General features: G+C 70.1%; 16 protein-coding genes and 1 tRNA gene. 3 read left to right on the top strand and 14 right to left on the bottom strand.

Going from position 1 to position 11,769, the window contains the following annotated elements:
* Positions 1-58: 58 nt before the first annotated feature.
* The 6 genes from ESP70_RS06270 to ESP70_RS06295 form a co-directional block, all read right to left on the bottom strand.
* On the bottom strand, positions 59-1,072 hold the full coding sequence (locus ESP70_RS06270; RefSeq protein WP_149688421.1) for a hypothetical protein: 1,014 nt from the start codon (positions 1,070-1,072) through the stop codon (positions 59-61).
* The gene (locus ESP70_RS06275) at positions 1,069-1,410 is read right to left on the bottom strand and encodes a PadR family transcriptional regulator (protein WP_149688422.1); all 342 of its coding nucleotides are present in this window, start codon (positions 1,408-1,410) and stop codon (positions 1,069-1,071) included. Before ESP70_RS06275 ends, ESP70_RS06270 begins: the two co-directional genes overlap by 4 nt.
* A gap of 118 nt (positions 1,411-1,528) precedes the next feature.
* Entirely contained in the window at positions 1,529-2,356 is an 828-nt protein-coding gene (gene fdhD, locus ESP70_RS06280) for a formate dehydrogenase accessory sulfurtransferase FdhD (RefSeq protein ID WP_149688423.1), read from the bottom strand.
* Positions 2,357-2,614, bottom strand: coding sequence for a DUF6457 domain-containing protein (locus ESP70_RS06285; protein ID WP_149688424.1), 258 nt, complete (start codon positions 2,612-2,614; stop codon positions 2,357-2,359).
* Complete coding sequence (gene mobA, locus ESP70_RS06290; protein ID WP_149688425.1) at positions 2,607-3,182, bottom strand: molybdenum cofactor guanylyltransferase; 576 nt, start codon at positions 3,180-3,182, stop codon at positions 2,607-2,609. The genes ESP70_RS06285 and mobA overlap by 8 nt, the downstream gene beginning before the upstream one ends.
* A gap of 2 nt (positions 3,183-3,184) precedes the next feature.
* Positions 3,185-3,703, bottom strand: coding sequence for a DinB family protein (locus ESP70_RS06295; protein WP_149688426.1), 519 nt, complete (start codon positions 3,701-3,703; stop codon positions 3,185-3,187).
* Between the two features lie 18 nt (positions 3,704-3,721).
* On the opposite strand from ESP70_RS06295, the gene trmB reads away from it, so the two are divergent.
* Both trmB and ESP70_RS06305 read left to right on the top strand, forming a co-directional pair.
* On the top strand, positions 3,722-4,432 hold the full coding sequence (gene trmB, locus ESP70_RS06300; RefSeq protein ID WP_149688427.1) for a tRNA (guanosine(46)-N7)-methyltransferase TrmB: 711 nt from the start codon (positions 3,722-3,724) through the stop codon (positions 4,430-4,432).
* A 9-nt stretch (positions 4,433-4,441) separates the two neighbouring features.
* Complete coding sequence (locus ESP70_RS06305) at positions 4,442-4,828, top strand: DUF3052 family protein (RefSeq protein WP_149688428.1); 387 nt, start codon at positions 4,442-4,444, stop codon at positions 4,826-4,828.
* A gap of 49 nt (positions 4,829-4,877) precedes the next feature.
* Here ESP70_RS06305 and ESP70_RS06310 read toward each other — a convergent pair whose 3' ends face one another.
* The 5 genes from ESP70_RS06310 to ESP70_RS06330 form a co-directional block, all read right to left on the bottom strand.
* Entirely contained in the window at positions 4,878-5,342 is a 465-nt protein-coding gene (locus tag ESP70_RS06310) for a GNAT family N-acetyltransferase (RefSeq protein ID WP_149688429.1), read from the bottom strand.
* Entirely contained in the window at positions 5,339-5,659 is a 321-nt protein-coding gene (locus ESP70_RS06315; RefSeq protein WP_149688430.1) for a TfoX/Sxy family protein, read from the bottom strand. The genes ESP70_RS06310 and ESP70_RS06315 overlap by 4 nt, the downstream gene beginning before the upstream one ends.
* Before the next feature lie 51 nt (positions 5,660-5,710).
* The gene (locus ESP70_RS06320; RefSeq protein WP_149688431.1) at positions 5,711-6,484 is read right to left on the bottom strand and encodes an SGNH/GDSL hydrolase family protein; all 774 of its coding nucleotides are present in this window, start codon (positions 6,482-6,484) and stop codon (positions 5,711-5,713) included.
* Between the two features lie 38 nt (positions 6,485-6,522).
* The gene (locus ESP70_RS06325) at positions 6,523-7,503 is read right to left on the bottom strand and encodes an aldo/keto reductase (RefSeq protein WP_149688432.1); all 981 of its coding nucleotides are present in this window, start codon (positions 7,501-7,503) and stop codon (positions 6,523-6,525) included.
* Between the two features lie 73 nt (positions 7,504-7,576).
* Positions 7,577-7,650: transfer RNA gene (locus ESP70_RS06330), tRNA-Leu, on the bottom strand.
* Positions 7,651-7,813: 163 nt separating this feature from the next.
* On the opposite strand from ESP70_RS06330, the gene ESP70_RS06335 reads away from it, so the two are divergent.
* Positions 7,814-8,158: a hypothetical protein gene (locus ESP70_RS06335; RefSeq protein ID WP_149688433.1), complete on the top strand. Its 345-nt coding sequence runs from the start codon at positions 7,814-7,816 to the stop codon at positions 8,156-8,158.
* Here the strand turns inward: ESP70_RS06335 and ESP70_RS06340 are convergent, their stop codons facing one another.
* Genes ESP70_RS06340 through ESP70_RS06350 form a run of 3 tightly spaced genes read right to left on the bottom strand, consistent with a single transcriptional unit; the run spans position 8,159 to position 11,767 of the window.
* Positions 8,159-9,409: an alpha-hydroxy acid oxidase gene (locus ESP70_RS06340; RefSeq protein ID WP_149688434.1), complete on the bottom strand. Its 1,251-nt coding sequence runs from the start codon at positions 9,407-9,409 to the stop codon at positions 8,159-8,161. It lies immediately after the preceding gene.
* 20 nt (positions 9,410-9,429) lie between these two features.
* Positions 9,430-10,335: an NAD(P)-dependent oxidoreductase gene (locus tag ESP70_RS06345; protein WP_149688435.1), complete on the bottom strand. Its 906-nt coding sequence runs from the start codon at positions 10,333-10,335 to the stop codon at positions 9,430-9,432.
* A 7-nt stretch (positions 10,336-10,342) separates the two neighbouring features.
* A complete protein-coding gene (locus tag ESP70_RS06350; RefSeq protein ID WP_149688436.1) occupies positions 10,343-11,767 on the bottom strand; it encodes a rhamnulokinase in 1,425 nt (474 codons plus the stop codon).
* Between the last annotated feature and the right edge of the window lie 2 nt (positions 11,768-11,769).

Genomic DNA, 11,769 nt, shown 5'->3' on the forward strand with positions numbered 1-11,769 from the left:
GATGGAGTCGTTGTCGTTCACTCTATCCAACGTTGCAGACACGCCGTTTGATCCCGAGTCAGTCGTTGGAGTTGGCAACCTTCTTGGGGGTGAACACACCCGGAACCTTGAGGAACGGCGCCTTGGGGACGACCGAGAACGCGCCCTGCTTGGGAACCGTCCGCTGCGCCTCGTCATCCCACTCCGCGGCCACGGTCCCCAGCGGGAAGACGTTGAACACCGACTGCCCGGTCTCGAGCTGTCCGGGCTGCCAGACCGTCGAGCAGTCGTCAGCTGCGCAGGTGTTGTCGTCCGACCGCGACCCGTGGGCTTCCAGCGGCTTGCCCTCCTGGGTGAACAGCTGGACGTTGCGCAGCGCCTTGCCCGCAGCGTCGTACGCGAAGATGTTGGTCACCGGCTGGCCACGCAGCAGCAAGCCGTCCTGCGGCGGGTCGTTGACGGTGGCGTCGACGCCGGACGCAAAGCCGCGGTCGAAGTCACCCCCGTCGCTCCCGTCGTCGGCGGCTGCCATGACCGGGAGGAACGCGAGGACCGCCACGACGTTGCCGATCGCGATCAGCGCCGGCACACCCTTGCCCTGCCAACGACCGCGTCCCCACTGGACGCTGATGACGGCGAAGACCACCGCGACGAGCCACCAGCTGCCGGCCAGGCCGTAGCCGCGCTCGTTGCCGAAGAACGCCGCCACCAGCCACGCAGCCAGCCAGGCGCGGACGATCCACCAGGCGGGCCGCAGCTCACCGAGGAACTCCACGACACTCGCGAGCGCCGGGTTGCGCCGGATCGCCACGCCGACGTCCGTGCGCGTGTCGGTCCAGCTCTGCGCCAGGCCCGACAGCACACCGGACTTGGCCTTGGTCCGCATCGGCAGCCCGGCAGCCGCGCGCAGCTCGGTCGCGTACGCCCCGGGATCGGGCAGCTCACGCTGGAGGTCTTCGGCGTACGCCTCGGCGAGGTCGGCCTCGAGCCCGTCCGTCAGGTCGTCGACCTCCTCGGCGGGCAGGTCGGCCAGTGCGGCGCGGACGCCTTGGGCGAACGCGACGATCTCGGGCGTGACGGTGGACGTGGTCATGCTGCCTCCCCTGGCTGGGTCGAACTGGTGAGCAGGTTGTTCATGGTGGTGGAGAACTCGGTCCAGACCTTGCGTTGGAGCTCGAGCATCGCCCTCCCCTGGGCGTTGATGCCGTAGTACTTGCGGTGCGGCCCCTCCTCGGACGGCACGACGTACGACGTGAGAGCGCCCGCGGTGTAGAGCCGGCGCAGCGTCCCGTAGACGGAGGCGTCTCCGACTTCTTCGAGGCCCGCCGCGCGCAGCCTGCGCACGACGTCATAGCCATATCCGTCCTCGTCCTCGACGACGGCGAGCACCGCGACGTCGAGCACGCCCTTGAGCAGCTGGGTTGCATCCATGGATGGGACAGTACCACGCAATACGCACTAGCGTGCGTGACGTACAACAGCCCGGCGTGTCATCCCGCCGTTGAGCTTGTCGGAACGTCCTTTCGACAAGCTCACGGACCGGAGGGGCTCAGCAGATGCGGTGCGGCCCGGCGTACGCGTTGAAGCCGCCGTCGCGGCTGAAGCCGAGCAGCGTCATGCCGGCCGACTCGGCGTGCTCCACCGCGAGCGAGGACGGAGCCGACACTGCGGCAAGCACGGGGATGCCGGCCATGTGGGCCTTCTGCACGAGCTCGAACGAGGCCCGGCCCGACACCTGCAGCACCGTGCCGGTCAACGGCAGCCGGCCCTCGCGCAGCGCCCAGCCGACGACCTTGTCGACCGCGTTGTGCCGGCCGACATCCTCGCGCAGGCACAGCAGCGCGCCGGACGCGTCGAACAAGCCGGCAGCGTGCACTCCCCCGGTGCGGTCGAACACCTTCTGGCCCTCGCGCAGCCGGTCGGGCAGCGACCCGAGCAGCTCGCCGGTCCACGACGACGCGTCGTCGAGATGGCCGAAGTGCGCCGCCTTGTGCACGGCGTCGATCGACGCGGTGCCGCAGATGCCGCACGAGCTCGAGGTGTAGACGTGGCGTTCGAGCGAGACGTCCAGCGGTGGGGTGTCGGCGCTGAGCTCGGCGTCGATGACGTTGAACGTCTGCAGCCCGTTGTCGTCGGTGCCGGCGCAGAACCGCATCGAGACGAGCTGGTCGGCCGACCAGATGACCCCCTCGGACACCAGGAATCCCGCAACGAGGTCGAAGTCGTCGCCCGGCGAGCGCATCGTGACCGACAGCGACGTGCCGCCCACGCGGATCTCGAGCGGCTCCTCGACGGCGAGGGCGTCCTCACGGACCGTCGACGTGCCGTCCGGCGCGAACCGGGTGACCTTGGTACGTCGTGTCAGCCGGCCGGCCATCTAGGCGTCGGCCTCCTCGACCCGCTCGCAGAGCGCCGTGGCGGTCTCGATCGCGTCCTTGAGGTCAGACTCCGATCCTCCGGCCATGCCGGCGGCGAGGCCGGCGAGGAAGGTCGTGAGGGGTGCGGCCGGGCGTACGACGGCATGTGCCGCGACGGCAGCCAGATCGAGCACCGACTCGGTGTCGAGGTCGAGCTCCTTGATGCCGAGCTCGGCCGCCACCGTGACGACCCAGTCGTCGAGAGTCATGTCAGCCATCGCGGTTCCCTTCTGCCAGCGCCTGCTTCTGATCGTGCCACGTGTCGATGTCGAGCGCCGCACGTACGGGGATCGGAATCTCCATGAGCTCCAGCGGCACCAGTAGCGTACGGACGGAGAGGTCCACCAACGTCGACTGGGCGGCGATCGAGGCGCGCAGCGCGGCGGCGTCGAGGACGCTCATGAGGTACTGCCGGCGGCCGTCACCGTCGATCGCGATGACGCCGTCGCCGGACGCCGAGTCGAGCAGCAGGTCGACGGCATCGGCCAGGAACGGGTGGTCGCAACCGGACAGGAAGACGTACGGGGCGCGCACCTCGGCCATCGCTGCCCCGATCGCGGCGGCAGGCCCGGCGAAGCGTGGCTCCTCCTGCACGACGACCGTGCCCTCGGGCACCGGGCGCGGGTCGCCGGCGACGATGATGCGGCCCGCACCCGCAACGGCGCGGAGCGTACGGGCGAGCAGTGTCTCGCCGCCGACCTCGAGCGCGGCCTTGTCGACTCCGCCGAGCCGCGACCCGCGTCCGCCCGCCAGCACGATCGCGTCCCAGTCGGCGGTCGGCGGCATCGTCAGCCTCGTACGTCGTGGAGGTGGTGGGCGATGTCGTGGAGGTAGTACTGCGCCAGCGTCGCGACCGTGAACTCCGAGCCGTCGCTGCGGAACCCGGTGCGGTGCCAGGCGTCGTCGGGGATGGCGCCGAGGAGCTCGACCATGCCCTCGCCGGCCTCGACGAGCTGCGCCGCGACGGTCGCGGCGTCCTGCGACGCGTAGTCGTCGGCGATCGCGGTCTCGTCCTGATCCCAGTTGGCGAAGCGCGGTGCGTCCTGGTCGAGCATGAGGCGCATCCGCTCGGCGAACAGGTCGTGCACGTCGCGGACGTGGCAGGCGTACTCGGTCGGCGACCAGGTGCCGGGCGCAGGGCGCTCGCGCGCATCGGGACGCTCGAGGACGGCGGACCAGCGCGGGAGGTCGGCCTGCACCCGGTGCGCGACCTCGGTCGGGGGTACGTCGCCGGCCGCCAGTCCGCACTCGGGGCACGCCTCGTGGAGGACCCAGGTCCAGTCCTTGGTGTCGGGTTCGATGTCCACGCGTCTACGCTAGCGCGAGTGGAGCCCACGCCGTACCGGACCGAGCCGGTCTCGTTCACCCGACGCGGCGGCCGGTTGACCGAGCGCCAGCAGGCTGCTTGGGACGCGCTGGCCCAGACGTACGTGTTGGAGGTCCCGAGACACGGTCCGAGCACGTCGGTCGACCCGTCCTACGTGCTGGACACCGCACAGGTGTTCGGCCGCAGCGCCCCGCTCGTCGTCGAGATCGGCAGCGGTCGCGGCGAGGCCGTGGTGCAGGCGGCCGTCGATCATCCGGAGCTCGACTTCCTGGGGCTCGAGGTCTACGTGCCGGGCGTGGCCCAGACCCTGGTGACGATGCGCCACGTCGGCGTCACGAACGTACGACTGATGGTCGTCAACGCCGCCGAGGCGCTGACCACGATGCTGGCGCCCGGATCGGTGCACGAGCTGCGCATCTTCTTCCCCGACCCTTGGCACAAGAAGCGCCACCACAAGCGCCGGCTCGTGACGCCGGAGTTTGCCCGCCTCGCGGCTCGCGTGCTCGAGCCCGGCGGGCTGTGGCGACTCGCGACCGACTGGGAGGACTACGCCGAGCAGATCCGCGACGTCGTCACCGAGTCCCCCGACTTCGACGGTGGCGAGTGGGGGCCACGGTTCGAGGGCCGGCCGCAGACCCGCTTCGAGGGCAAGGGTCTAGGCGTCGGACGTACGATCCGGGACGTCACCGGCGTCCGGCGGCCCACATAGGATGAACGCATGACGGAGACGACGAACGCCGAGAAGCTCAGGATCGGCGACGGGTTCGTCGTGTGGATCATCGGCGCGAGCGTCGAGGAGACCTCGCTGCTCGACCCGTTGCCCGAGGGCGCCGAGACGATCGAGGTGCGCGACGAGGACGAGCCGGAGAACGTCGACGCGGCGATCCTGGTCACCGACAACCGCACGGCGCTGGCCGACGACTTCGACGAGGTGCTCCCGCAGCTGGGGTCGATCCCGATCGTGTGGATCACCTATCCCCTCAACGGCCACTCCGACCTCGACGAGGCGACCCTGCAGGACCTGATCGGCGACTACGGCTGGTCGGCGGTCGAGAGCATCGCGCTCGACGAGACCTGGGCCGCGATGCGCATCCTCCAGAGCTGAGGGCCATCTCTCGAGGTCTCGATACGCCCTGCTCGCAGAGCTCGCTGGGCTACTCGACTGGCGACTTCCTGCGCAGCCGCGTGATCCAGATGCCGGGCGGGACCTGCTCGTCGCCGTCGACCTGGAAGCCGTGCTTGGCGTAGAGCGACACCGCCGGCGTGTTGGCCCGGCCCGTGGCCACGACGATCTCCCGTCCGGAGGCACGCCCGAGCACCTCGCCGAGCAGCGCGCTCGCGATGCCGCGCCGCATGGCCGTCGGGCTGACCATGACCTTCTCGATGTCGATCCGGTCCTCGGCCTCCCACCACGCGATCGCGCCAACCAGGTCGATGCCGTCCCACGCGGTGAGCCAGCGTCCGCGCCAGGCGGTGAGCCCGACCTCGTCCTCCTGCAGCGGCGGGATGCGGTCGTCGCCGATCAGCTCGGCCTCCAGGGCGTACGAGGTCTTCTGCAGGTGCAGCAGCGCGACCGCGAAGTACCGATCGCTGGCCGGGTCCGGGGATGAGAAGATCATGCCGCGCCGCCGAGTGCGTCGAGTCCGGCCTCGGCCAGCTGCCCCCAGGCTTGCGCTTCCGCCGCCGGCACGGCCACCCAGTCCTTGAACGGCCGGCCCTTGCCGGACGGGTCGAACAGCGACGCGCCGTCCATGGCGAGCGCGTCCGCGTGCGCCGCCGTGCCGTCGCCGAGCTTGACCGCGAGCTGACCGCCCTTGAGGCAGGCGAACGCCGTGCCCTCGACGGTCAGGGACCGGGCGCCGAACAATGCTCCGGGCAGGACGCCACGAGGCGCCAGATCATCGACGATCTCGTCGAACCGAGCCTCCGCGTCCATCCTCACCTCGCTGCGCGCCAGCCTAGTCCGCGGAGCGGTGGCACTGAACGACTATTCGTCGATCGCCCACGGCTCGAGCGTCAGCCGCTTGCCGGTACGCCCATCTCCGGATGAGCGACCTCGCAGGCGTCGGCCGATCCACGGGCCGGCAAATCCGGCCCACCAGCGCACCTCGCCGACGATCCGGCGGACGGCCGGTGGCTTCGGACCGGGGACCAACGGCTCGTCCCACGCGGAGTCCGTCGGCAGCCCGAGAGTGTGCAGCATCGCCAGCGCGAACCGGCTGTGACCCAAAGACGAGAGATGGAGCCGGTCGCTGCTCCACGCCTGCGGCTGTCCGAACACCTCTCGTGGCGGCAGTGGCGCCAGGATCGCTCCACGCCGCGCCGCCACGTCGGCGAGCGTGTCGTTGAGGGCGTCCACGCGACCCTTGAGCCTGGCGCCGATCGGCAGCAGCCCGGTCATGTCGGGGAGCGGGACGAGAACCGTGACGATGCCCTGGTCGGTCAGACTCCGAGCCATGTGATCGAGGTCGTCTCCCACGGCATCGATGTCGACCGTGGGCCGCATCAGGTCGTTCATGCCGGCCGTGACGGTGACCAGATCCGGATCCGCAGCGAGCGCGGCGGGCAGTTGCGAAGCCCGCACCTGTGCCGCCTTCTGCCCACGGACCGCGAGGTTCGCGTAGTGGACGGGCTGGCCGGCCTGGTCCGTGAGGTGCTGGGCCAGGCGGTCTGCCCAACCACGTGGCACGTCGTCCGGCCACGGATCGTCGCCAAGGCCTTCGGTGAGGCTGTCGCCGATCGCGACGTAGCGGCTGAACATACGAACGACTCCTGGATCGGGTGGTCGGCGGTCGGACATCACCAGCGCGGGTGGATCGCCTCGCGCAGGTAACGGTCGTAGATGTCGTGCACCGTACGGTCGAAGTCGTCCGGCAGCACGACATCGGCTGCGGCCGCGTTGGAGCGCGACTGGTTGACGTTGCGGGCGCCGGGGATCGCGGCAGTGACGCCGTCCTGCGCGAGGATCCAGGCGATGGCCGCTTGGGCGGGGTGCACGCCTTCGGGGACCGCTGCGGCAAACTCCTGCGCAGCGCGCACGCCGGTCTCGAAGTCGACACCGGAGAACGTCTCGCCCACGTCGAACGCCTCGCCACCGCGGTTGTAGGTCCGGTGGTCGTCGGGCGCGAACGTCGTGCTGGTCGTGTAGCGACCCGACAACAGACCCGAGGCGAGCGGGACGCGGGCGATGATGCCGACCCCGGCCTCCTTGGCCGCCGGCAGCACCTCGTCGAGGGGCTTGAGCCGGAACGCGTTGAAGATGACCTGCACGCTCGCCACATTGGGACGCGCGATCGCGGTGAGCGCCTCGTCGACCGTCTCGACACTCACGCCGTACGCCGCCAGCACGCCCTCCTGCACCAGCAGGTCGAGGCCGTCGTAGACCTCGTCGCTCGAGAACACCGGCGTCGGCGGGCAGTGCAGCTGGACCAGGTCGAGGGTCTCGACGCCGAGGTTGGTGCGGGAGCGGTCAGTCCAGGCGCGGAAGTTGTCGAGCGTGAAGTTCGCGGGGTCCTGCTCGGCCCGGCGGCCCATCTTGGTGGCGACGAAGACGTCGAGCTCAGGCCGGGCCTTGAGGTACTCGCCGATCAGCTGCTCGCTGCGGCCGTCGCCGTACACGTCGGCGGTGTCGAAGAACGTCACGCCGGCCGCCGTCGCGCTGTCGAGCACGGCGATCGCCTCGTCGTGCGTGACGTCACCCCAATCGGCGCCGAGCTGCCACGTGCCGAGTCCCACGACCGAGACCTTGCGTCCCGTGCGACCCAGTGTGCGTACGTCCATCGTGGTGCTCCTTGTGCGTGGGGGAACTCCAGCCTACGGCGCTGTCCGCGAAGGGGCGCGGGCGACCGATGGGTGCTCCCGGTGGGGGTCGAACCCACACTGTGACGGGTTTAAGCCATCTGCCTCTGCCGGTTGGGCTACGGGAGCCTCGGCCAGCCTATCGGCGGGCGTCGAAGCGCCAGGCGGGACCGAAGGTGGGTCCAGGCCCACCGGTAAGAGGCAGGGTGAGCCCATCGTTCCGCCGGTCCGGGATCACTAGCGTCGAAGACATCGATCCAGGCCATCCGGCCACCGAACCCAGGAGCACCTCATGAACGACATCAACCCCATGACCAAGGCCCTCGGCCACCTGTTCTGGCCCAACCAGATGACCCCGCGACCGGCCGGAGCCCCGACCGACTGGCTGCGCTTCGCCCGCTGGGCCGCCGCCGCGTTCACCGCGTTTACCACGGGCGTCCAGCTGATCGTCTGGGGAATGATCGCCGTCGTCCGGCAGTCGATCGACTCGCCGTGGCGGCTGTGGTCGGCCGTGCCCGGCGTGCTCGTCACGGCATTCCTCACCTGGATGCTCAACACCCGCGACCAGCTCGGCATCGAGCCGAACGACCCGCGACCGTCGGACGACCGCCGGCCCGCACCCAGCCCGCTGGCGTGATCAGCCCCGCGGGGCCAGGCGCTGGAGCTGGGTCACGTGGCCCGGCTCCAGCTCTGCCACGGAGGTGACGCCGAGGAGTCGCATCGTGCGCTCGATGTCCTTCGTCAGAATCTCGATCGTCCGGTCGACGCCTCGGCGACCGCCTGCCATCAGCCCGTAGAGGTACGCCCGGCCGATCAGCGTGAAGTCCGCACCCAGGGCCAGAGCGGCGACGATGTCCTGGCCCGACATGATCCCGGTGTCGAGGTGGATCTCGACCGAGTCGCCGACGGCCTTGCGTACGTCCGGCAGCAGGTGGAACGGCACCGGGGCCCGGTCGAGCTGGCGGCCGCCGTGATTGGACAGCAGCACCGCGTCGACACCGAGGTCGGCGAGCTTGACCGCGTCATCGACGTTCTGGACGCCCTTGACGACGACCTTGCCGTGCCACTGGTCTTTGATCCAGGCCAGGTCGTCGAACGTGACCGTCGGGTCGAACATCGTGTCCAACAGCTCGGCGACCGTGCCCGACCACTTGTCGAGCGACGCGAACGCCAACGGCTCGGTCGTGAGGAAGTTGAGCCACCACGCCGGTCGCGGGATCGCGTTGAGCACAGTGCGGGGCGACAGGGTCGGCGGGATCGTCATGCCGTTGCGGGTGTCGCGCAGCCGCGCGCCGGCGACCGGCACGTCGACCGTGACCAGCAGCGTGTCGAACCCGGCCTTGGCGGCCCGGTCGACCAGTGCCATCGACCGCTCGCGGTCCTTCCACATGTAGAGCTGGAACCAGTTGCGACCGCCCGGCGCCGCCGCAGCAACGTCCTCGATCGCGGTGGTGCCCATCGTCGACAGCGAGTACGGGATGCCGGCCGCCTCGGCAGCGGTGGCGCCGGCGATCTCGCCCTCGGACTGCATCATCCGCGTGAATCCAGTCGGCGCGATGCCGAAGGGCAGCGCCGAACGTACGCCAAGCACCTCGACCGACGTGTCGACGACCGACACGTCGCGCAGGATCGCGGGGTGGAACGTGATGTCCTCGAACGCCTGGCGCGCCCGCGCCAGCGACAGCTCGGCATCAGCGGCACCATCGGTGTAGTCGAACGCCGCCTTCGGCGTACGCCGCTTGGCGATCGACCGCAGGTCCCAGACCGTCAGCGCCCGCTCGAGACGCCGGCGCGTGGGGTTGAGCACAGGCTTCTTGAACTTCAGCAGGGGCAGGAAGTCACGCGGCCGGGGGAATCGGCGCTGCTGCTTGACCAAGGGCGAGGCCATGGTGGTCCTTTCAGGGCTGTTCAGGGCGAGATGACGATGGAGTCGGGGCCGCGGCCCTCGAGCAGATGGGTGATCTGGCGGCGGACGACGGCATCGATGCGGGGTTGCATCGCGGTCGACATGCCGCCGACATGCGGCGAGATCAGCACACCCGGGACCTGCCAGAGCGGGTGGTCGGCAGGCAGCGGCTCGGGATCGGTGACGTCGGTGGCATAGCGAATGCGGCCGGCCTGACGCACGATCGCGTCGGTGTCGGCGACCTTGCCGCGCGAGACGTTGACGACCACGGCCCCGTCGGGCAATGCGTCGAGGAAGCCGTCGCCGACGAGTCCGATCGTCGCGTCGGACAGCGGCACCGCGACGACAACGGCGTCGACGGTCGGCAGCAGATCTGCGAGCTCCGCGTTGCCGTGCACGACTCCGCGCTCGTCCTCGCGACGGTGACCCGCGACCCGTACGAGCTCGGCATCGAATCCCTCGAGCCGCTTCTCGACCTCGACGCCGATGCCGCCGTAGCCGAGCAGCATGATGCGTCGGTCGAGCAGGCTGGCGGTGAAGCGCCGGTTCCACTGTCCCCGCTCGCGGGCAAACCCGTCGATCTCACGCTGCGATGCCAGAAGCAGGGCCACGGCGAGCTCGGCCGTCGAGCCCTCGTGCACGCCCACGGCGTTGCACACGGTGATCCCGGCCGGCAGCACCTCAAGCACGCCGTCGAAGCCAAGGGTCTGCAGCTGCAGGACCTCGAGTCCAGACGGATCGAGGCGATCGAGACCGTCGGTGGTCGGGGTGTACGGGCGCACGGCGAGGTCGATCCGGCCCTCTGGTTGCGGTGTCGAGAAGTCCCAGACGCTGAGGTCGACGCGATCGTCGAGGTCTGACAGCCGCTCGAGCCAGCCCTCGTCGGGCACCGTCACACGAAGAGTCATACGCCGATCATGCTCTCGGCTCGTAGCGCGCGAGATCGTGGGTGCGGGCGATGATCGCCCGCAGGTCCTCCAGCGATCCCGAGACCGCGCCGAGCGTACGACCTTGGATCAGCACGTTGCCGAGCGCCGTCGCCTCGACCGGACCCGCGAGCACCGGGCGGCCGCTGCGGTCGGCGATCGCCTGGCACAACAGCCGGTTGAGCGAGCCACCGCCGACGACGTGAACGATCCGGATGGGCCGGCCGGCGAGGCGTTCGGCGGTGTCGAGCGCGGAGCCGAAGGCGTACGCGAGGCTCTCGACGATGCTGCGCATCAGCTCGGCCTTGGTCGCGGGCGCCCGCAGGCCCTGCTCATCACACAGCTCGGCGATGCGGTCGGGCATCGCACCGGGCGGGAGGAAGCGCGGGTCCTGCACGTCGAACACCGCGACGTCGGTCGTGACGCCGGCCGCGGCGGCGAGGATGTCCGGCAGCGAGACGTTGAAGCCGGCGCGCTCCCACTCGCGCAAGGTCTCGCTGATCAGCCAGGTGCCCATGACGTTGGTGAGGAATCGCGTACGCCCGTCGACGCCGCCCTCGTTGGTGAAGTTGGCGTCGCGCGCCTCGTCGGTCAGCACCGGCGCGTCGAGCTCGAGGCCCACAAGTCCCCACGTGCCGCACGAGATGTAGGCCGCGTCATCGCTCTGCATCGGCACCCCGACGACCGCCGATGCGGTGTCGTGCGAACCGACCGCGGTGACGGTGAGACCGGGTACGCCGATCTGCTCGGCGACCTCGGCGGTGACCGCGCCGATCGTGGCACCGGGATCGATGAGGTCGGTGAACAGCGACCGGCGCAGGCCGACCCGCTCCATGAGCTCGGCGTCCCACTCCCCCGTGCGCACGTCCAACAGCCCGGTCGTGGAGGCGTTGGTGCGCTCGGTGACCAACTGGCCGGTGAGCCAGTAGCCGATCAGGTCGGGGATCAGCAGCATCCGCTCGGCCTCGTCGGCGAGACCGTCCGCAGCGAGCTGGTAGATCGTGTTGAACGGCAGGAACTGCAAGCCGTTGCGGGCATACAGCTCAGCGAACGGCACGCGGGCGTGGATGCGCTCCACGCCCGCGGCCGTGCGCTCGTCCCGGTAGTGGAACGGCACGCCCATCATGCGGTCCGCCCGCATGAGGGCGTAGTCAACCGCCCACGAGTCCACCGCCACGCTCTCGAGCCCGTCAGGGGACGAGCTCGCGGCTGTCCACAGACCGCTGAGAGCGTGGCGGTAGAGCTCGAGGGGGTCCCAGTGCAGCCCGTCCGACGCGCGTACGGGCTCATTGGCGAAACGCGCGACGGCGCGCAGCTCGAGGTGATCGGCGCCAACCTCGCCAACCATGACGCGGCCGCTGGAGGCCCCGAGGTCGATCGCGGCGACGCTGTGCCGCTTCGAGGGCAGAGTCATGG

Origin of the sequence: Aeromicrobium ginsengisoli, from assembly GCF_004134905.2 — a bacterium.
In the GTDB taxonomy this organism is placed as follows: domain Bacteria; phylum Actinomycetota; class Actinomycetes; order Propionibacteriales; family Nocardioidaceae; genus Aeromicrobium; species Aeromicrobium ginsengisoli.